Origin of the sequence: Demequina sp., from assembly GCF_047975725.1 — a bacterium.
GTDB lineage: Bacteria > Actinomycetota > Actinomycetes > Actinomycetales > Demequinaceae > Demequina.
Genome location: NZ_JBKEED010000020.1, coordinates 1 through 18,783, shown reverse-complemented (window position 1 = coordinate 18,783; position 18,783 = coordinate 1). Strand labels below are relative to the sequence as shown.

Annotated in this window: 19 protein-coding genes; 7 read left to right on the top strand and 12 right to left on the bottom strand. The window is 67.2% G+C overall.

Annotated elements, in window-relative coordinates; all coding sequences use genetic code 11:
- Positions 1–135: 135 nt before the first annotated feature.
- Both ACK5NO_RS06350 and ACK5NO_RS06345 read right to left on the bottom strand, forming a co-directional pair.
- A complete protein-coding gene (locus ACK5NO_RS06350; RefSeq protein WP_416811823.1) occupies positions 136–660 on the bottom strand; it encodes a hypothetical protein in 525 nt (174 codons plus the stop codon).
- A 269-nt stretch (positions 661–929) separates the two neighbouring features.
- Positions 930–2,441 (bottom strand): NlpC/P60 family protein, encoded by a 1,512-nt coding sequence (locus ACK5NO_RS06345; RefSeq protein ID WP_416811822.1) that lies wholly within the window; start codon positions 2,439–2,441, stop codon positions 930–932.
- 205 nt (positions 2,442–2,646) lie between these two features.
- Here ACK5NO_RS06345 and metX point away from each other — a divergent pair, with 205 nt between their 5' ends.
- Complete coding sequence (gene metX / locus ACK5NO_RS06340) at positions 2,647–3,843, top strand: homoserine O-acetyltransferase MetX (RefSeq protein ID WP_416811821.1); 1,197 nt, start codon at positions 2,647–2,649, stop codon at positions 3,841–3,843.
- Between the two features lie 27 nt (positions 3,844–3,870).
- Here the strand turns inward: metX and ACK5NO_RS06335 are convergent, their stop codons facing one another.
- The 4 genes from ACK5NO_RS06335 to ACK5NO_RS06320 all read right to left on the bottom strand — a co-directional run bounded on the left by ACK5NO_RS06335 (position 3,871) and on the right by ACK5NO_RS06320 (position 7,032).
- Positions 3,871–4,440: a hypothetical protein gene (locus tag ACK5NO_RS06335; protein ID WP_416811820.1), complete on the bottom strand. Its 570-nt coding sequence runs from the start codon at positions 4,438–4,440 to the stop codon at positions 3,871–3,873.
- Positions 4,441–4,542: 102 nt separating this feature from the next.
- On the bottom strand, positions 4,543–5,091 hold the full coding sequence (locus tag ACK5NO_RS06330; RefSeq protein WP_416811819.1) for a hypothetical protein: 549 nt from the start codon (positions 5,089–5,091) through the stop codon (positions 4,543–4,545).
- Between the two features lie 152 nt (positions 5,092–5,243).
- Positions 5,244–5,912 (bottom strand): hypothetical protein, encoded by a 669-nt coding sequence (locus ACK5NO_RS06325; protein ID WP_416811818.1) that lies wholly within the window; start codon positions 5,910–5,912, stop codon positions 5,244–5,246.
- Between the two features lie 133 nt (positions 5,913–6,045).
- Positions 6,046–7,032: a hypothetical protein gene (locus tag ACK5NO_RS06320; protein ID WP_416811817.1), complete on the bottom strand. Its 987-nt coding sequence runs from the start codon at positions 7,030–7,032 to the stop codon at positions 6,046–6,048.
- Between the two features lie 220 nt (positions 7,033–7,252).
- Here ACK5NO_RS06320 and ACK5NO_RS06315 point away from each other — a divergent pair, with 220 nt between their 5' ends.
- From ACK5NO_RS06315 to cysC, 5 genes are read left to right on the top strand one after another with little or no spacing between them, the layout of a single operon-like run.
- The gene (locus tag ACK5NO_RS06315; protein ID WP_416811816.1) at positions 7,253–8,014 is read left to right on the top strand and encodes a 3'(2'),5'-bisphosphate nucleotidase CysQ; all 762 of its coding nucleotides are present in this window, start codon (positions 7,253–7,255) and stop codon (positions 8,012–8,014) included.
- Positions 8,011–8,919, top strand: a complete 909-nt coding sequence (gene cysD, locus ACK5NO_RS06310; protein ID WP_416811815.1) for a sulfate adenylyltransferase subunit CysD — start codon at positions 8,011–8,013, stop codon at positions 8,917–8,919. Before ACK5NO_RS06315 ends, cysD begins: the two co-directional genes overlap by 4 nt.
- Positions 8,919–10,166 carry a sulfate adenylyltransferase subunit 1 gene (locus tag ACK5NO_RS06305; RefSeq protein WP_416811814.1) on the top strand — a complete coding sequence of 416 codons (1,248 nt, stop codon included), beginning with the start codon at positions 8,919–8,921 and terminating at the stop codon, positions 10,164–10,166. The genes cysD and ACK5NO_RS06305 overlap by 1 nt, the downstream gene beginning before the upstream one ends.
- Positions 10,167–10,182: 16 nt before the next feature.
- Complete coding sequence (locus tag ACK5NO_RS06300) at positions 10,183–11,142, top strand: sulfite exporter TauE/SafE family protein (protein WP_416811813.1); 960 nt, start codon at positions 10,183–10,185, stop codon at positions 11,140–11,142.
- Complete coding sequence (cysC, locus tag ACK5NO_RS06295) at positions 11,139–12,254, top strand: adenylyl-sulfate kinase (RefSeq protein WP_416811812.1); 1,116 nt, start codon at positions 11,139–11,141, stop codon at positions 12,252–12,254. Before ACK5NO_RS06300 ends, cysC begins: the two co-directional genes overlap by 4 nt.
- A 19-nt stretch (positions 12,255–12,273) precedes the next feature.
- Here the strand turns inward: cysC and ACK5NO_RS06290 are convergent, their stop codons facing one another.
- The 6 genes from ACK5NO_RS06290 to ACK5NO_RS06265 form a co-directional block, all read right to left on the bottom strand.
- Positions 12,274–12,876 carry a hypothetical protein gene (locus ACK5NO_RS06290; RefSeq protein ID WP_416811811.1) on the bottom strand — a complete coding sequence of 201 codons (603 nt, stop codon included), beginning with the start codon at positions 12,874–12,876 and terminating at the stop codon, positions 12,274–12,276.
- Between the two features lie 195 nt (positions 12,877–13,071).
- Positions 13,072–13,383, bottom strand: a complete 312-nt coding sequence (locus ACK5NO_RS06285; protein ID WP_416811810.1) for a hypothetical protein — start codon at positions 13,381–13,383, stop codon at positions 13,072–13,074.
- On the bottom strand, positions 13,380–14,870 hold the full coding sequence (locus tag ACK5NO_RS06280) for a hypothetical protein (RefSeq protein WP_416811809.1): 1,491 nt from the start codon (positions 14,868–14,870) through the stop codon (positions 13,380–13,382). The genes ACK5NO_RS06285 and ACK5NO_RS06280 overlap by 4 nt, the downstream gene beginning before the upstream one ends.
- 5 nt (positions 14,871–14,875) lie before the next feature.
- Positions 14,876–16,381 (bottom strand): polysaccharide biosynthesis tyrosine autokinase, encoded by a 1,506-nt coding sequence (locus ACK5NO_RS06275; RefSeq protein ID WP_416811808.1) that lies wholly within the window; start codon positions 16,379–16,381, stop codon positions 14,876–14,878.
- A 36-nt stretch (positions 16,382–16,417) separates the two neighbouring features.
- Entirely contained in the window at positions 16,418–16,744 is a 327-nt protein-coding gene (locus tag ACK5NO_RS06270; RefSeq protein WP_416811807.1) for a PqqD family protein, read from the bottom strand.
- Positions 16,741–17,706 carry a hypothetical protein gene (locus ACK5NO_RS06265; protein ID WP_416811806.1) on the bottom strand — a complete coding sequence of 322 codons (966 nt, stop codon included), beginning with the start codon at positions 17,704–17,706 and terminating at the stop codon, positions 16,741–16,743. Before ACK5NO_RS06265 ends, ACK5NO_RS06270 begins: the two co-directional genes overlap by 4 nt.
- A gap of 214 nt (positions 17,707–17,920) precedes the next feature.
- Here ACK5NO_RS06265 and ACK5NO_RS06260 point away from each other — a divergent pair.
- A partial coding sequence (locus ACK5NO_RS06260) for an N-acetylneuraminate synthase family protein (RefSeq protein WP_416811805.1) occupies positions 17,921–18,783 on the top strand: 863 nt, incomplete at its 3' end.

The following is an 18,783-nucleotide window of genomic DNA, read 5'->3' as shown; positions in this document are numbered from 1 at the left end:
CGTTCGCGGCGGGCCCTGTTGTGTTGTGCGCGGCCGCGGGCGGGATGGGCGCTAGGCGCCGCGGGACCCGGCATGTCGCCTACGGTCCGGTTCGTAGTTTCAGCGGGCCCCGCCGGGCCGATGCGGTGGCAGGGCTTAGTCGGCCGCGTACAGCACCGGGAGCACCAGCGAAGACGAGAGCGCCGGCCGGTTGCCGGTGGCACGTCCGTGGGCGCGGATCTCAAGGCGGCTAGGCGCCGTGTCGCTCGTCAAGCCGAGTCCCAGTACGACCTCAGTGCTCCCCTGCGCCTCGATGGCGCCGTCGTACGACAGGGTGACCGCCGCATCGGTGTCGATGCGCAGCGCCTCAAAGGTCCAGCCGGGTGTCTGGGAGAGCCAACCCGCGTGCGCCTTGCCTGTGTCGTCGAACGTCACACCGGGGACTTCGAACGTGACGCGCACGGACTCCAGCGGTGCCACTGCGGAGCCTTCGTTGAGAATCATGAGACTCACGACAAGGGCCCGCGGTTGGCCGAGCACTCCGTGCTGTGCGAAGGACTCCTCGCGCACCAGGCGCACGGTGCCGGGGTCGAGCGCCGACATCGCGGGGCCGGGGGTAGACCGCACCACGCGGATCGCTTGCTGGCGCCACTGGGCGGCGGGTGACGGCGGTGCGGGCATGGCTCCTCTAAGTCAGGTGGGGGTGAGTCATCTATGAGAACACAGCCTGCAAGCGTTTACGGACGCATAGGTCCCATTCGCGCGGGTGGTGTGGTCCACTGCACACCCCTTCCCGTCAAATGGATCCATTTGGCCGGTCGGGCGCGGCTCAGTTCACAGCAAATGGATCCATTTGGTCGGTTGCGCACGGCTCAGTTCACAGCAAATGGATCCATTTGACGGGGAGCAGGGAGCAGGGGGGAGCAGGTGGGAAGGGCAGGCGCGGGGCTCTACGGGCGGCCGATGTAGGGCATCATGTCGCCCACAGCCCAGTTGTACATCGAGCGAGTCTGTGCGGGCTTGCCATACGTCTGGGCTTCCATGATCATGCCGTTGCCCACGTAGATGGCGACGTGATAGATCGCCGAGGCGTTCTTGCCCGAGCCCCAGAACACCAGGTCGCCCTTGCGCAACTGGCTGTAGGGCAGCAGCGTCACGCCCGCGTACTGAGTGCGCGAGGAACGCGGGATCGAGACCCCCGCAGAGCGCCACGACGCTGACGTCAGGCCCGAGCAGTCGTAGGCAGGCCCGTTGCCACCATAGGCATAGGCGGCACCCTTGAGGGTCAGCGAATAGGAAGCGGCCGATGCGCCCTGGCTAGCGCTCGACGACCACGAGTTCCCGGGGTCGGGAGTGGGGTCAGGCTTGGTCGTCTCGGTGGGCTTGGGCTCCGGCTCGGGCTGCGAGGTCTCGGTTTCCTCGGGCTCCGGCTCGGTGGTCTCGACGGGGTCGGGCGTCTTGGTCTCGTCCGGCTTGGGGGTGGTGGTCTCGTCGGGCTTGGGAGTGGTGGTCCCACCAGAGTTGGCGCCCGAGTTGCCCGAGTTACCACCCGTCTGGTTGCCGGTCTGCTGGCCTCCAGAGGACGAGCCACCCGATGACCCGGTGTTCTTGTCCTTCTCTGCCTGCGCGGCCTCTTCGAGTCGCTTCTGCTCCTCCTCGAACTGCGCCTGCTGGCGCTGCTGGCGCTCGACCTCGAGGCCGGCCTGGCGCTCCTCTTCGAGTTCGGTGGTGACGCCGCGCAGCTCGGCCACGCGGGCCACGGCCTCCGTGCGCGCGGTGGCGGCATCGGCGACGGCGGTCTCCGCGGCGGAGCGCGCGTCTTGCGCGGCCGTGAGCGCTTGCGAGGCATTCGCTTCGGCGGACTCGGCCGTCGCGGCGGCGGTCTCGGCGTACTCGCGAGTGGTGGCGGCCACGATCTCGGCCGCCTGGACCTTCTGCACGGTGAGGTCGGCGTCGGTCGAGGCGCGATCGATCGCCTCTTGGCGCTGGATCACGTCGTCGAAGCCGTCGGCGGTCACCACTGCCTCGAACTCGCTGAACCCGCCGGCGTTGCGGTACGACGCCATGGCGACGTTCGCGAGCGCCTGCTTGGCGTCGGCGAGAGACTGGTCGGCCTCGTCGGCGCGCTTGTTGGCGGCGTACAGCGAGCGCTGAGCCGAGACGTTGGCTTCTTGGGCCTCGTGGTAATCGACATCCGCCAGGCGCGCCGCAACATCGGCCTGGTGGAGGGCGTCCTCGAGCTGAGCGATCGCGGCGTCGAGCTGCGCGACTCCGGCCGCGGCGTCGGAGGCGGCCGCGCGAGCAGCGGCGATCTCGTCCTGACCGGGGTAGTCGGCGGCGTTTGCGGGAGTAGGCACCGACGTGAGCACCACGGCGCCCAGCGTTGCGAGCAACCCTGCGGTCACGGCGCGAGCAAACGCGCGCGCATCGGACACTCCTGCCACCAGGACGTTCCGTGCCATCGTCCGCGTCCTCCACAACATCGTCACTCTTGTCACACGTGTCACATGCGACTCACCTGTCAGATAGTAAACGCATTCAGGCGACGCGGCTACCCCCTGTGACCAACCGGTCACGGCGCGCGGGGCGGCCACCGCCGCTCGCCAGTGCACGGCGTAGGACCTCTCGCGTGCGTGCCCGCGCCACCACGTGCAATATCGTGGCCGCATGGATGACGACGGCATCGAGACGGACGCCTGGGCCGCTGACAAGGGGCCGGGCGCCGGTGCGCCCATTCCCGCATCGGCCGCGTGGCGCGAAGGCGACCACCCTGGACGGCGTCAGTTCCTCATGCTGGGCGACCTGCCCCTCGAGGCCGACCCCCTGGGCACACTGCCCAACGTCACCCTCGCGTACGAGACCTGGGGCGAACTCAACGCCGCCAAGGACAACGCGGTGTACATCGCGCACGCACTCACGGGCGACATGCACGTGTGGGGCCCCGCTGAGCCAGGCCACCACACCGGCGGCTGGTGGAACGCGATGGTGGGCCCTGGCCGTCCCATCGACCCCGAACGCCACTTCATCGTCTCGGCCAACGTCATTGGCGGTTGCCAGGGCACCACCGGCCCCGCGAGCGCACACCCCGAGGACGGCAAGCCGTGGGGTTCGCGGTTCCCCTACGTGACGATGCGCGACATGGTGTCCGCAGAGATCCGCCTGGCAGATCACCTGGGCATCGACCGCTGGCGCCTGATCGCCGGCCCCTCCATGGGCGGCATGCGCGCCATCGAGTGGACCGTCATGGCTCCCGGTCGCGTGGGCGCAATCGCACCCGTGGGCTCGACCGCCGCCGTCACCGCCGACCAGATTGCGTGGTCCACGACCCAGTTGGCCGCCATCGCGGCCGACCCCAAGTTCCGCGGCGGTGACTACTACGACGCTGCCGACGGCGACGGGCCGCACGTGGGCATGGGCATCGCGCGCATGATCGCGCACACCACGTACCGCTCCGAAAGCGAACTGGCCGAGCGCTTTGGCCGCTCCTACCAGGGCGACAGCGACCCGCTGGGCAAGGGCGGGCTGTTCGCGATTCAGTCCTATCTGCAGCACCACGCCCGCAAGCTCGCGCGGCGCTTTGACGCCAACAGCTACGTGCGCCTGGCGCAGTCCATCCAGTCACACGACGTGGGCCGCGGGCGTGGCGGCGTCGAGACGGCACTCGCGCAGTACCGCGACGCGGCGCTCGTCATCGCCGTCGACTCTGACCGTTTGTACCCGCTCAAGAATTCCCAGCGCCTGGACGCCGCAATGTCCGGCTCCAACGGCGTCAAGGTGGTCCACTCCCCCGTGGGCCACGACGGGTTCCTGGTCGAGTCGGGCCAGCTCAACGCCTTCATGGAGGAGTTCGAGCGCTCGCTGTAGGGCCGATGCGCGGGCCGGCTCCCGCAACTACGTCCGGGTGAGGCTGCCGGTGCCCGGGCCACCGGTATTGGGCACGATGATCACGAGCGGCGTGGTGGAACTCGAGTCAGGGTCCGGCACGTGCATCGCGATCGGGCCACCGAAGACGTCGTTCGCTTGATACGTGACGCCGTCAACCACAATGGGGTCCGCGATGACCGAGTACGACAACTCGTAGTCGCCCGGGGGTATATCTTCGATGATCACCTCGTAGGCGTCGCCACTTTGGTGAACAACAATGGAAACGGGCTTGGAGTAGGTGTTGACACCGTCAGAGACCGTGAGAGTGAGGGTCGCGGGGATCTCTGTGATGCCAGCGGCCTGCCATTCGCTCAGCCAGGCGTAATAGGCGGAAATCTCCAGGCCCACGCTGTTGGGGCTGGAGCCCCAGCCCACCCCCGCGGCACTCGAGGACACGATGATCGCGTCGCCGTCGATGGTGGTGGACGCCGCGGCTTGCGGTACTCCTACGGCCACGATGATCGCGGGGGTCGCCCAAGCTGTGCCCACCAGCACGCGTCGTCGCGAGATCTCTTGCTTTGAGTCGGACTGTGTCATGGTGCCGCTCCCATCCATCCGACGGCCACGCTATGCCTGGTATATCGCCTCAGTCAAACAAAGCGTTTCGTGTGAACGTGCGCCTGGGCACACGCTGCGGGGCTACGACCCCAACGTGCACTGATCGTGACCGTCGTAGCCGCTCACGGTCACCGTGGCTATGTCAGACGACGAGGTCACGGTTCGATAGACCTTGCCGTCCACCAGCATCTGCGCAAAGGCAGACAACTGGAACGAGTATGTCCCCGGCCACACACACGTGAGCTCGGCGCTGGGCACTGTGCCGAACTCCGCATTGGTGACGCCTTCCCACGCAAACCACGAGGTCTGGGCGATCGTCCCCACGTCGGGGGCGCCGGCCTCATACCCCGCCGCCACCTGGTCAAGGCGTCCGTGAAGCCGGTAGTGGACGGTAGCCGTCTCACCGGCAGGCCACCCACTCGTCCACTTCAGCCCCAGTCCAGCCGTTCCTCCCACAGTGCCACCGGCCGTGTGCCAAATGTTGAGGTGGGTGAACTTCACCAGGTCATCCTCGATGAAGATCACCTCGCCCTCAGGCTCGATCGAGGCGGCCGCGGCCGGGATTGAGGTCGCCACGACGATCGCGGGCGCGGCCCACACCGCACCCCCGAGGACGCGGCGGCGTGACATGGGGGCTTGCAGCATGAGGGCCTTTCAGGGCATGGCAATGCCGCCCTGGGCAGGCGACAGTTCGCGGTGAGTTGCCCAGTGAACGTTTCTCAAACGCCCGCCGCCTAGGCCGTTGGTCCCTCAGCAGGGCCATGGGGCCGATGCGCGAGCGGCTACACGCAGCCCGTCTGCACCACTGTCACTCCCGACACCACGATGTCGTCATTGACATCGACGGTCGGGTCGAGCGTGAAGGTCAGGCGCACGGTCACCGTCTCACTGTGTGCGGCAGCGAACACCCCGGCGTACGACTTCTCGCCCTCCCAGTTGTAGTGAGTCGTGTAGCCGTCGCGCTCATCGGGGTATGGCACTCCTGTGCTCGACATGATGGCCGTGATAGGGCTCGCACCTGCCGACGAGACGACATCGACGTTGAGGCTCTGGCGTGCTCTTCCCACGGACGAGATGCCTGTGCCGGTCTGGGCCTTTACCGCGACGGAGTACACGGTGCCCGTACGCGCCGGGAAGGTGTACAGCGCCGTGACCACCGCTGGCGCGCTGGACGAGGAGTTGTTGTCCCACGAGTTGAAGCCACCCGCACCGAGCCACCCGGTCTGATTCTCGTTGGTGGCGATAGCACCCGACGTGACTGACCAGGAGCCTTGCGTCAGGACCGAAACGTTGCCGTTGTCGTCTGTGGTGCAGGCATCCGGAGCCCCGGTCGAGGCTGCGGCCTGGGGTGCGGCAAGGCCCACGAGCACCACCGGGGTGGCCCAGGCGGTTCCCGCCAACACTCGACGTCGGGACACGCTGCGGGCAGAAACGTTGCTGTGCGTAGACATACTCGGATTTCCTCAGCTGCTGGCACCGCGTGTGCATGCGCGAACGCGCGCGGCGAGAAGCACCATATGAGACGACGTACCGCGCCGTCTATGACGCATGTCACACCAGGCGCGCCCCTCGCGCGCCCCGCCGCTAGAACTGATGGGTCAGCGCAGCGACCGCCCCGCTCGCCGAGGGCGAGGGGCCCTGGACGGTCACGGTGTAAGGAGAGCCCGCCTGGCCCGGCCTGCGCGGCACCTGCCACGTGAACTGCGCGCTTGACCCCGGGGCCAAAGTGCCCGTGGAGCCGGCCGCCCCACCGGTATACGCGAACTCGAACACGGTCGTCCCCGTCTGATCGCGGCGACCAACAAAGCCCCAAGGCCCGCTGCGCACCACGCCATTGCCTGGCCGCACGTGGCTGCTCGGCACACTCACCAGCGCCGTCAGCCCCACGACTGGCGCGCTCAGTTCTGGAGAGCCGTGTGTGACCGCGCCACGGAACTCCTGGATACGGTCGGTCACCCACGGATTGCCAGAAGCGGCGGAGTCATGCTCGCCAAGAGTCTGGGTCTGCGGCCCCCACTCCCAGCCGAGCGTCGCGTAGGGGCCGACGCTCGCCGTCGCGGGAGCGGTCGCCACGGGGCGGTGGAGCGATGCTCCGACAGAGGCCACGGAGACGTCAAAGTGAGTACGTGAGTCTGCCTTGGCGATCTGCACCACGAGCGGCGCTGCCGCGGCACCACTGGCAAGGGTGCCGCTCCATTGGAAGTCAAACTCGGACCACCCACCGTTGATCCGCACAGGGCCCACGTAGGTCCAGCCTGCGCTAGCTGCGGGCGTCCCGGCCACAAGGCGAGACGAGGGCACGGACACCGTCGTGATGATGGCTTCAACGGGCGCGGCCGAGGCCGAGCCGGCATAGGCCGTCGTGACGTTGACCGTGAGCGTGGTCGAACTCTGGTGTGCGCTGACAGCGCCGAGCACCATGGACCCCGCCTCCTCCAGGGTGCTGGCCGCCGCCTGAGGCGCCGCGAGTCCCACCACGATCGCTGGCGTTGCCCAAGCGGTGCCCGCCAGGACGCGCCGCCGCGAGATCTCGTGGGCGCTCGCCAATGGCGCTGGCTCGACTGTCGACATGCTCTATCACTCGCGTCATCTTGATGGCGACCGCCGCCACAGGGAGCGGCCGATCCCGGGAACGATCAGGGGTTTCACATCACATTTTGGCACCTGAACTGGCCCCTGTTGTCCCTGCCTGCCTGCCCAGCCGCCACTGTGCGGCTGGCTCGCGGCAAATTCTCAGATTCGGTTGGTACGCTCGCGCCGCAAGGGGGAAATCGACGCGAGGAGTTCAAGCATGGTGATGTCCGATGCGGCAGCGGCTGCCGCCATCGCCCGCGACGCGGGCGATGTGCTACTCGCCGTTCGCGACGGCTTTGACGACAGCGTCGAAGGCAAGGCCCGCGGCAAGGCAGGTGATGCGGCCGCGCAGGAGCGCATCGCAGCCATTCTTGCCGAGCGTTTCCCTGACGACGCTGTGCTGAGTGAAGAGGCCACGGACTCCGACGCCAGGCTCAGCGCCAACCGGGTGTGGATCATCGACCCGCTCGACGGCACCCGCGAGTACGCCGAGGGCAGCCCGGAATGGGCAGTGCATGTGGCGCTGTGGCAGGACGGCGACCTGACGGCGGGCGCTGTGGCGATCCCTAGCGAGGACCTCGTCCTGGACACCGACAGCGTCACCCCTCCCCCCGCATCGGCCGGGCGCTTGCGTCTCGCGGTGAGCCGCTCACGCCCGCCCGAGATCACCGAGGCCGTGCGAGCCGGGCTCGACGCTGAGCTGGTGCCGATGGGTTCAGCCGGCGTGAAGATCGCGGCCGTGATCCGCGGCCATGTGGATGCTTATGTCCACGCTGGCGGCCAATACCAGTGGGATTCCGCGGCCCCCGTCGCCGTGGCACGTGCGGCTGGCCTGCACACCTCTCGCATCGACGGATCGCCCCTGCTCTACAATGACGCAGACCCGTACCTACCCGACCTGATCGTGTGCCGCCCCGAGCTCGCGTCGAAGATCCTCGACCTGATGACTGGGAACACGGACCGTGGAGATCTCTCATGACCCAGCCCACCCATGCGCTGAGCCAGCTCGACGCCCTCGAGGCGGAAGCCATCCACATCATTCGCGAGGTGGTGGCCCAGATGGAGCGCCCCGCCCTGCTGTTCTCGGGAGGCAAGGACTCGATCTGTCTGTTGCACCTGGCGATCAAGGCGTTCGCGCCGGCGCAGGTGCCTATGCCCGTGGTCCACATCGACACCGGCCAGAACTTCCCCGAGGTCCTCGAGTTCCGCGACCGGATCGTGGAGGAGTACGGGCTCAACCTCGTCGTGGGCTCGGTGCAAGAGGCCATCGACAAGGGCCAGGTGCGCGAGGAGCCCAACGGCTCGCGCAACCGCATCCAGACCCCGGTGCTGCTCGACACCATCGAGAAGAACAGGTTCGACGCCTGCATGGGCGGCGCCCGCCGCGACGAGGAGAAGGCCCGCGCCAAGGAGTGCGTGTTCTCCTTCCGCGACGAGTTTGGCCAGTGGGATCCCCGCAACCAGCGCCCCGAACTGTGGAGCCTGTACAACGGCAAGGTCCACATGGGCGAGTCGATTCGCGTGTTCCCGCTGTCCAACTGGACCGAGCTGGACATCTGGGACTACATCGGCTCCCGCGAGATCGAGGTGCCGTCAATCTACTTCTCCCACGAGCGCGAGGTGTTCCTGCGCGACGGGATGTGGATGGCGTCCAACGAGTTCGCCGTGCCAGGCGATGCCGACGAGGTCGTCATCAAGAAGGTGCGTTACCGCACCGTGGGCGACGCCACGCTGACCGCCGCCGTCGAGTCGGACGCGGACACCGTCGAGAAGATCATTGAGGAAACCGCAGCCACGCGACTCACGGAGCGCGGCGCTACCCGCGGCGACGACCGCGTGTCTGAGGCCGCGATGGAAGACCGCAAGAAGGAGGGTTACTTCTAATGGACCTGCTGCGCTTCGCCACCGCCGGCTCCGTGGACGACGGAAAGTCCACGCTCATTGGCCGCCTGCTGTTCGACTCCAAGTCGATCTTCGAGGACCAACTCGAATCCGTCGAGGCCGCCTCCAAGAGCCGCGGCAACGAATACACCGACCTGTCGCTGCTGACCGACGGCCTGCGCGCCGAGCGTGAGCAGGGCATCACCATCGACGTGGCCTACCGCTACTTCGCAACCCCGCGCCGCAAGTTCATCATCGCCGACACCCCCGGCCACCAGCAGTACACCCGCAACATGGTCACGGGCGCCTCGACGGCCAACCTCGCGATCATCCTCGTGGATGCGCGCAAGGGCCTCACCGAGCAGTCCCGCCGCCACGCGACCATCGCGTCCCTGCTGCGCGTGCCGCACATTGTGCTGGCCGTCAACAAGATGGACCTGGTGGACTGGTCGCAGGAGCGCTTTGAGGAGATCTACCGCGAGTTCTCGCAGTTCTCCTCCAAGCTCGTCATCCCCGACCTGACCGCGATCCCGCTCAGCGCGCTGCTGGGCGACAACGTGGTCGAGCGCTCGGAGAACATGCCCTGGTACGGCGGCACGAGCCTGCTGCACCACCTCGAGCACGTGCACATCGCAAGCGACCGCAACCTGCAGGACGTGCGCTTCCCCGTCCAGTACGTGATCCGCCCCCAGCAGTCCAACGCGCGTGACTACCGCGGGTTCGCTGGCCAGGTCGCGAGCGGCATCCTCAAGGTGGGCGACGAGGTGATGGCGCTGCACAGCGGCCTCACGACCAAGATCGCCGCGATCGACAGCCCGAGCGGCCCCGTCGACCAGGCCTACCCTCCTATGTCGGTGACGGTGCGCCTCGAGGACGAGATCGACATCGCTCGGGGCGACATGCTGTGCCGGCCCGGCAACCACCCGCAGCCCACGCAGGACGTGGAGGCGATGATCTGCTGGATGGATCAGGACGCGCTGACCGTGGGACGCAAGGTGGGAATCCTGCACACCACGCGCCAGGCCCGCGCGATGGTCAAGGAGATCACCTACGAGCTCAACGTCAACACGCTTCACCGCGATGTCGACGTGCACCAGCTCAACCTCAACTCCATTGGGCGCGTGAAGTTGCGCGTCACCACGCCGCTGCTGCTCGACGACTACGACGACAACCGCACCACGGGGTCGTTCGTGCTGATCGATGAGGCCACCAACCGCACCGTGGGCGCGGGAGTGGTGCGCGACTCGTGAGGGCTGCGCGCTAGCCATGGACATCGGCCTCCTTGCCGTCGCCGTCCTCATCGGCGTGGTCGTGGGGCTCACGGGCATGGGTGGAGGGGCCCTCATGACCCCGGCCCTGGTGTTCTTCTTCAACATTCCCCCGCTGACGGCCGTCTCCTCGGACGTGGTCGCCTCAGCGGCCATGAAGCCGGCCGGGTCATGGGTGCACATCAAGAACGGCACCGTGAACTGGAAGCTCGTACGGCTGCTGATGTACGGGTCGGTGCCGGCTGCCTTTGGCGGTGTGCTGATCGCACACGCCATGGGTCCAGGTCCCGAGGTCCAGTCGTTCGTCAAACACGCCTTGGGCGTGGTGCTGATCATTGCGTCGCTGGGACTGGGTGCACGGGCGTATCTGCGTCTGCGCGAGTACGCAATGAACCGGGATGGCCGTGCGGCTCCACTGCCCCGCGAGCGTCCCGAGGTGGTGCCGCGCCCGGTTCCGACGATCATCGTCGGCGTGATCGGCGGGCTCATGGTGGGCCTCACCTCCGTGGGATCTGGCTCGCTGATCATCATTGCCTTGATGGCGCTATACCCCATGCTCAAGGCCAACCAACTGGTGGGCACCGACCTGGTGCAGGCCGTCCCGCTCGTCGTGGCGGCCGCCATCGCTCACCTCATGTTCGGCGACGTGGACTGGTCCGTGACGCTGCCCATCATTGTGGGTTCCGTCCCCGGCACCTACATTGGCGCGCAGCTGTCGTCACGCGTGAGCGGCGGGATCGTCCGCCGGGCGCTGGCGATGGTGCTGTTTGTCGCCGGTCTCAAGATGATCGGCGTCTCCAACGAGGTGACCTTGCTCGCGATCGTTGCCGTCGTGGTGGGAGGGACCCTCGCGTGGGCGTTGATCCGACGCTCGCTTGGCTTCCCTTTCTTCATCTGGCAGGCCAAGCGTGCCCGCAAGGCACAGCAGGCCCGTGACACTGAGAAGGAGGCGTCGTGAACGAGATCCGTCTGAGTGCGCTGCAACTGGGCGAACTCGAACTCATGCGTGCGGGAGCTTACGGCCACGCCCTGCGCTACGACCTGCCTGGCAAGGGGTCACACAGTGCCACGTTGCTGGTGCCCGGGACGGTCGCATCGGCCGGTCTGACCCTGCTCGATACCGAGGCGACGCCCATCGCGAGGGTGAGGGTGCTCGAGACGTTGCCAGGCGATGCCGGCACGTGGGTGGGCGGCCTGGTCGAGGTGCTCCGCGAGCCCGCCGCGCCCCCTTTCGCGGGGCTACGGCCCACTGCCGCCACCGCGCCGGTGTCAGACGCGACGCTCCTGCTGGGCAGGCGCCACGGGCGCCTGGACGGCACCGTCATCGTTGTCGATAGCGCCGATGCGCACGCACTCGGGCAAACCGTGCGCGGCTTGCGTACGGATGGGCTTGACGTACGGGTACTTCCCGAGCCCGCCGCGGCACACGTGTCTGGCGCGGACCGCACCGAACTGCTCGAGCACCTCGCCTCCGTCGTGTTTGCCTCGAACGTGCGAGTGATTCGCGGCGAGGCGGCTGCTCCTGGCGAGGGCTTGGTGGTGCTGTTTACCGGGCTGTCGGGATCGGGCAAGTCGACCATTGCGCGGCAGGTCACGCGTCGCCTGCGTTCGGAGACAAGCCAACGGGTGACTCTGCTCGACGGCGACGAGGTGCGCGCGATGCTCTCGAGCGGCCTGGGCTTCTCTCGCGAGGACCGCGAACTCAATGTGCGCCGTATTGGCTGGGTCGCTTCGCAGATTGCCGCGCACGGCGGGATTGCCATCTGCGCTCCCATTGCGCCCTACGAGTCCATGCGGGCGGAGATGCGCGAGCTCGCCGAGCGGGTGGGCCGGTTTGTGCTCGTGCACGTCGCCACGCCGCTTGAGGTGTGCGAGGCGCGGGACCGCAAGGGCCTGTACGCCAAGGCGCGCGCGGGCGAGATCAAGGAGTTCACCGGGATCTCCGACCCGTACGAAGAGCCCACCGACGCGGATGTCGTGGTGGGTCGTGACGGGTCCTCGCCCGAGGCGGCCGCGTCACAGGTCGTGGCGCAGCTCCTCGGGACGCATGAGGGGTCCTACACGATCTAGCGTGCCCGGATCCGTCCGGTCAGGCGGGCACGGTGAACGGGATCGCCACGGAGTAACCGCCCACGACCGCGCCTGCGTTGTTCGACGCGCGTGACGAGATCACCACGTTTGCCACATCCGTGCTGAGCGGGATGGAGCCCTTGCGGACCACTTCCAGAACCAGCTCGGGGATGTCCCACTGCCGGTTCGAGGCAAAGGTGTACTGCCACACGCTGCCCGACAGGACGGGGTTGCCTGCGAGCGTCCAGCCCTGCAGGTTGGCCGGCGCAAGCGGCAGCCCGGTGCTCGCATTTGTTGCCACGTACGCGGCAGGCAAGCTCAGCACAAGGGTGTGAGCGGAGGAGGACGAGAAGCCATTGGCGGGCGCAGTGAAGGTGGTGGTGGTGCGCAGGTGCAGGCGCAGGTTTGCGGCTCCCGACCAGTCCATGCGGAAGGACGAATCGCCCGCGGCGGTGCTGCCACCTGGATTGGTGGGGCCGGGGTTTGTTGAGGCCGCGGCCTGCGGGGCCGCGAGGCCGACCAAGATCGCAGGTGTCGCCCAGGCAGTGCCTGCGAGCACGCGGCGGCGCGACACACCACCGTGGTGCGGGCTGGTCGAAGGGGACAGTTCAGCAGTGGCCATCGGAAAAACTCACTTCCGCCCGGCGTGGAACGCGTTCCCGTATCTCGGGCCGCGCAGGCCGCTTTCGCGGCCCACGTGCGCAACGCCACTTCCAGGCTACGAGTTGAGACACGCCAGTTGAGCAGTTGTGACGCAGGTCACTGTTACCAGTATTGAGAGTGTTCGTTCACATCGGACACGAACCCCAAAACCGGACTACGGGGCGGGAGAAACCTCGACGATGCGGCGGTCCACCAGCGCCCCGAGCACCTGCCTCACGGCCTCCCCTGGCTCGACCCCCTCCGGCAGACCAAACTGGTCGAAAAGCCGGACAGTGAGTTGGGCTACGGTCCTGGGTTCGTGGAGGGTCTCCAGGACGACGGCGCCCGCAATCGATGACAGCAGGGTGAGGTCGGAGCCGTGGAGCACCAGCACCTCGCCGTCGCGTTCCAGCGCATCATCCGCAACCGCCCGCACCAGCGCATTGCTGGCAAACTCGAGTGGCACGGCCCCCTGTGCGAATGTCACGCGACTCCCTCCTCCAATGGCGGCCGCTCGAAGGCGCCGCTGATACGCCCATCTGCAGGCTCGTCGAGATGGAACGCTTCCAGATCCTCGTCACTTCCGGAGGCGAGCAGGGGCACCAACGGCGCCAACTGCTCGACCTGGCGGTAGCTGACCTTCCAAATCCCGCCAGCGTTCTCCACCAGTTCCGCGAGAGTGTGCAACATCCGCGGCAGGCGCGGAAGGTAGCTGGTCTGCTCCGCGAGGGAGGTCAGCCCCAACAACAGCGGCATGCGGGTCACTGACGGAACGGGCGGGGCGTCTTCGCCCCGGTCGAGCAGGACGATGCGCGCCAGCCTCAGGTGGTCAGGAACCTTGACCAGCTCGAAGTCCTCAGCCGGCGCTTGGGTCTTGATGCGCTTGCTCGGGTCGGTGATGAGGGACAGCGGCTTGGGATACGGCACCACGCTGCCGTCAAACTGCACGGCCAACGTCTCATCGGTCACGTAGCCGTAGTGCTGGCCGAGCGTACGCGCGAGGGTGGTCTTGCCCGTGCCGGAAGGCGCCACGAAGGCGACCACGTTTCCGTCGGCATCCGCGAGGCCTGCGGCGTGCAGCATCAGCATGCGCCCCGCGCGGGCATCGATCGCCCGCACGGTCACGGCGGACGACAGGAAGTGCATCGCGTTCTCGATGGTCGCATAGACCAGCCAGCCCTCGGCGCGGGCGGCTGCTGCGGCCTCAGGGTCCTCGATCACCGCGAGCGGGACGACCACCTCGGGCTCATCGTGGGGGGTGGCCGCCAGCAGGCGCTTCCACGCGACATCCACCGCCATCGCCAGCGCCCACGGCGTATCGCCATGGCACACCACGCGCACGGAAACGCCAAACGCCCACAGGTCCTTGAGGTGGTCCTCCTTGACCACGTCAGGCATCTGGTCTGGAGTCGCGGGCAGCATCGCCTGCCAGATGGTCGCGATCCAGAAGGCGGAGCGTTCAATTTGGTGCGCGATAGCCGGCGCCTGGGCGATCTGCTCGTCCTCAGTCGGCAGGTCAAAGTCGTCGTCGAGTTCGCGGCCCTCGAGCCTGTTGCTCAGCAGAGCCGGGTGTTCTCTCAGTGGCCCGATCGCGACAATGTGCTCGTACAGGTAGAAGATCTCCGACAACGAGAAGATGCGCTTGGCGGCCGAGGGGAAACGTGCCAGAGCACGGTCGCGTGCGGTGCGCTCGCCGCAAATGATGATGTCTGCGTGCGCCACCATCTTGCGCGTCACCGCGCGACTGCGGAACGCGGAGGCATCGACACCCCGCCCAGCGAGCACTTCCAGCGCGATCGGGTACACGGGTTGGCCGGACTCGCCGCTGAGCCCCGCTGAGGTCACCTCGATGAGGTCGGGGCCGATGCCGCGCGACTCGAGTTCGCGCCTGAGCAGCAACTCACCGGCCGGCGCCCTGCCCTGCCCCTCGTGATCGATGAGGAGGACGCGAAACGGAGTACCGGGAGCAATCATGGTCGCTACTTTCCGTCAGTATCCACGGGAGGCCACATGGTGTGGCCGGCGGACGTCTGGCCAGCAGGGGCGCTGGCGCCGGTGGTGCGGGCGTGGCGGGGGCCGGCAGGCGCATCGGCCCTTTGCTGCTCGGGCCGATCGGCGCTGTATTCGTACTCGTAGCCGTAGTAGGGGCGATAGGGACCCTTGCGCGAGACGTTGTTGAGGATGACGCCGAGCGCACGGCCCTTGACCTTGTCCAGGCTCATGAGCGCACGGTCAAGCAGGTCGATGGTGGTCTTGCCCGCGCGCACCACCACGAGTGCACCATCGGTGCGGGCCGTGAGGATGGCCGCATCGGTGACCGGGATGAGCGGCGGGGTGTCGATGAGGATGATGGCACGCGGGTCCAGGGCGCCGAGTGTGGCGCGCATGGTGGTCGACCCGAGCAGCTCTGACGGGTTGGGAGGCACCGTGCCTGCGCCCAGGACAGTGAGCAGCCCGGTGGGGCCGTACGGCTGGAGCACGTCATCGAGCGTGGCGCGGCCCACGAGCACGTCCGTCAGGCCGATGCCGGGGACCAGTCCCAGGTAGTCGGCGAGCCGGGGGCGGCGCAGGTCGGCGTCCACGAGGACGACGGGCTGGCCGGACTCAGCGATGGCCTGTGCCAGGCGGATGATGATGGTCGACTTGCCGTCCCCGGGCAGCGAGGACGTGACCACGATGATACGCGGCGGGTTGTCCACGTCCATGAATTGCAGGTTGGTGCGCACCTCACGGATGGACTCGACGGTCGCGAAGTCGGTGCTCGGCGCGGTCGCTCCCTTGGAGGCGATCGCCTTGTCTGACGGCACCGTGCCAATGACGGGGAGGTCGAACTCCTTCTCGATGCTCGCGGGGGTGCGCAGGCGGCGGTCGACGGCGCCGCGGACGAGCGCGTAGGCCACGCCCAGCGCACCACCCACCAGGATGCCGAGCGCCACCGACAGCTTGGTGTTGGGGAACGTCGGGAAGCTGGGCAGCACCGCCGAATCCAGCGTGCGCAGCCCCACCACCGAGGTCGACGTGGCGGGCAGGTCCTCGGCGGATTCCGCATCGTTCTCGAGCACCTCGACGGACAGAATCATGCCGTCCACCCAGGCCTCGGCGAGTGCCCGCGCGTCCTCGGGCGTGCCTGCCTCAGCGGTGACGCGTAGCACGGCGGTGTCAAGCGGGTTGGACACGGAAATCTTGCCTACGAGAGCCTGTGGGGTCGTGTCGAGGCCGAGTTCTGCGATGGCGTACTCGGCGACGGTGCGCGACTCCGCAATGTCCACGTAGGACTTCACACGCGACTTGGCGTAGTTATCGCCAATCATCGCCGTGCCCAGGTCCTGACTCACACCGGTCGTGATGATGGCCGACGCATTGGCCGTGTAGACCTTGGTCTGCGTGAGCGTCCAACCGAAAGCAAGCAAGGCTCCAGCGAGGGTGAACAGCGTGATCGCAATCCAATGCGTCCGCAGCACCCGGGCGTAATCCGACAGCTCCATCGGCGCTCCCTCGCTGACTCCGACCTCGTTGTCAGGTTACGTCACGGGTGTGTCATCGCTGGAATTCTCAGGTCCCAGTGTGACCAATCCGTGGTGGTGTAGGTCACTTACAAAGGACTCGACGTCTGCGGCGACCTGGTCCCGTGGTGCTTGGTACTCGTCGGCGAGCTCGTCGATGATCTGGTCTTGCGTACGCGTGCCGTCGATGAAGTTCCAGATGGCGAAGGACGTGCCCTCAAAAATGTATGGGGACTGCTGCTCCTTGAGGCGCGGGAGGTTGAGGACCACCGTGTAGGTGTCGTGGTCGACATGGGCGAGGCCGGGAGTTTTGTGTAGCACCGATGCGCTGGCTGGCTCGGTCATTCCTTGTCCCCCTCTCGCTTGAGGAAGGACTCCTCGGTGAGGCCGCGCTTGGCGCGCCACTGGGCGCGCAGGGCCGCGGGGAAGGCTCTCGCTCCCCTGCCAAGGCGTGCGAGCCGGGCCCTGGTGAGTGCACGGCTGCCCGGGGCGACCTCGGGGTGATCCAGGCGGAGGTCGCGCTCGGGCGGCCAGATGCCCCGCGCCAGCAGGCGTGGGCGGTCCTTCCAGGGGCTACGGCGGATGAGGATCCAGTACTGGCTCGTGAGCGCACCCTGTCCCGCGGTGCGTTCGCGCCAGCGGTCCAGGTCTGGATTCACGCCTGATGGTGTGGGGGGAGGGAGCTCGAGCCCCAGTTGGGAGAGGAGCGGGCGAGCAGTGTCGACGGCGCCGGTGGCGACGGCGAGGTCGATGAGGTCCTGGCGCTCTGGGGCGCCCATCTTGGGGATCACGTTGTCGATGAGGTAGCGGAACTCCTGCGCGTGGCGGCCTGTTTGAGCGGGAGTCCGCAGGGCATGGAGCGCTTGGATGAGGATCGCGGCGGAGCGGTCGACGATGGGGACCTCGACCGCCGCGATCTCCATGGTGGTGTGGCGCCGCCACAGTTCGTCGAAGACCTCCTGCGGGTCACCCAGGAAGCCCGGGAAGGTCCAGTGGACGTCGATGTCGCACGGCCAGTCGGGGTGGATCAGCGTGGTGGAGTGCTGGACTAGGTCGTGGACGGTGTCCGAAAGTTCACGCTCATGCCAGCCGCACGCAGCAAGCTCGGCGAGGTAGGCGTTGAGCCGGGAGGGGTCGACCCAGACATCGGCATCGGCACTGGTGCGGGGTGAGCGGATCGCGTGGTGGTCACTAACCCGACCCTTGAGAGTCAGCACGCGCACCTGGCCTCGTCGTGCGAGGTCCGCGATGAGGCCTGTAGACACCGCGAGTGCATCGGCTTGAGGGAACGGATGAGATTGGCACACAGCTTGACGCTATCTGAATTGACCCAGCCCACCAGTACTGATCACTACGGACCTGATCCGCGCCTCTAGGAGATCTGCTAGCCCACCGGAGCCGGTAGCAGCGAGTTTTGCAGCACCATGGATGCGCACTAGCCTATTTTCTGCATCCGTACGCCTCGCTACAAAAGTGGGACCATGCCTCGCGGCCCGTTGCCGCCCTTTGAAAGGTATCTCGTTGTCTGATTCGGTGAAGATTGGTGATGTCGCGATCGGAGACGGGCTTCCCGTCTATGTGATCGCTGAGATCGGGTTAAACCACAACGGTTCGGTCGAGAACGCGAAGAAGCTCATCGATGTGGCCGTTGAGGCTGGAGCGCAGGCGGTGAAGTTCCAAAAGCGCACCCCCGACATCGCCACGCCTGAGCACATGAAGGCCACGCCGCGTGAGACGCCGTGGGGCACGATGACGTACCTGGAGTACCGCTACAAGGTCGAGTTCGAGCAGGCCGAGTACTCGGAGATCGACGCGTACTGCAAGGAAAAGGGCGTGGTGTGGTTCGCGTCTCCGTGGGACGAGCCCAGCGTGGACTTCCTGGAGTCGATGGATACGGTGGCGTACAAGATCGCCTCCGCGTCGGTCACTGACCTGGGGATGCTGCGCAAGATCAAGGCCACCGGCAAGCCCGTGATCCTGTCAACCGGTATGTCGACCATCGAGCAGATCGACACCGCGGTGGAGACGCTGGGCAAGGACAACTTGATCATCCTTCACGCCACGTCGACGTACCCGCTTCCCCCCGAGGAGGCGAACCTGCGCATGATCGACACCCTGAAGGAGCGCTACGGCGTGCCGGTGGGCTATTCCGGTCACGAGCCGGGCCTGCAGATCTCGGTTGCCGCTGTCGCGCTGGGTGCCGTCGCGGTGGAGCGTCACATCACGCTGGACCGCACCATGTGGGGCTCGGACCACGCTGCCTCGCTTGAGCCCAAGGGCTTTGAGAACCTGTGCCGCGACATCCGGATCATCGAGCAGGCCATGGGCGACGGCGTCAAGAAGGTCTTCCCTGGCGAGCTCGCGCCGCTCAGCAAGCTCCGCCG

Excerpts from the sequence above, each read along its gene's own strand:
- ACK5NO_RS06350 (WP_416811823.1), bottom strand. The coding sequence starts at position 660 with ATGCCCGCACCGCCGTCACCCGCCGCCCAGTGGCGCCAGCAAGCGATC.
- ACK5NO_RS06345 (WP_416811822.1), bottom strand. The coding sequence starts at position 2,441 with ATGGCACGGAACGTCCTGGTGGCAGGAGTGTCCGATGCGCGCGCGTTT.
- metX (WP_416811821.1), top strand. The coding sequence starts at position 2,647 with ATGGATGACGACGGCATCGAGACGGACGCCTGGGCCGCTGACAAGGGG.
- ACK5NO_RS06335 (WP_416811820.1), bottom strand. The coding sequence starts at position 4,440 with ATGACACAGTCCGACTCAAAGCAAGAGATCTCGCGACGACGCGTGCTG.
- ACK5NO_RS06330 (WP_416811819.1), bottom strand. The coding sequence starts at position 5,091 with ATGTCACGCCGCCGCGTCCTCGGGGGTGCGGTGTGGGCCGCGCCCGCG.
- ACK5NO_RS06325 (WP_416811818.1), bottom strand. The coding sequence starts at position 5,912 with ATGTCTACGCACAGCAACGTTTCTGCCCGCAGCGTGTCCCGACGTCGA.
- ACK5NO_RS06320 (WP_416811817.1), bottom strand. The coding sequence starts at position 7,032 with ATGTCGACAGTCGAGCCAGCGCCATTGGCGAGCGCCCACGAGATCTCG.
- ACK5NO_RS06315 (WP_416811816.1), top strand. The coding sequence starts at position 7,253 with ATGGTGATGTCCGATGCGGCAGCGGCTGCCGCCATCGCCCGCGACGCG.
- cysD (WP_416811815.1), top strand. The coding sequence starts at position 8,011 with ATGACCCAGCCCACCCATGCGCTGAGCCAGCTCGACGCCCTCGAGGCG.
- ACK5NO_RS06305 (WP_416811814.1), top strand. The coding sequence starts at position 8,919 with ATGGACCTGCTGCGCTTCGCCACCGCCGGCTCCGTGGACGACGGAAAG.
- ACK5NO_RS06300 (WP_416811813.1), top strand. The coding sequence starts at position 10,183 with ATGGACATCGGCCTCCTTGCCGTCGCCGTCCTCATCGGCGTGGTCGTG.
- ACK5NO_RS06290 (WP_416811811.1), bottom strand. The coding sequence starts at position 12,876 with ATGGCCACTGCTGAACTGTCCCCTTCGACCAGCCCGCACCACGGTGGT.
- ACK5NO_RS06280 (WP_416811809.1), bottom strand. The coding sequence starts at position 14,870 with ATGATTGCTCCCGGTACTCCGTTTCGCGTCCTCCTCATCGATCACGAG.
- ACK5NO_RS06275 (WP_416811808.1), bottom strand. The coding sequence starts at position 16,381 with ATGGAGCTGTCGGATTACGCCCGGGTGCTGCGGACGCATTGGATTGCG.
- ACK5NO_RS06270 (WP_416811807.1), bottom strand. The coding sequence starts at position 16,744 with ATGACCGAGCCAGCCAGCGCATCGGTGCTACACAAAACTCCCGGCCTC.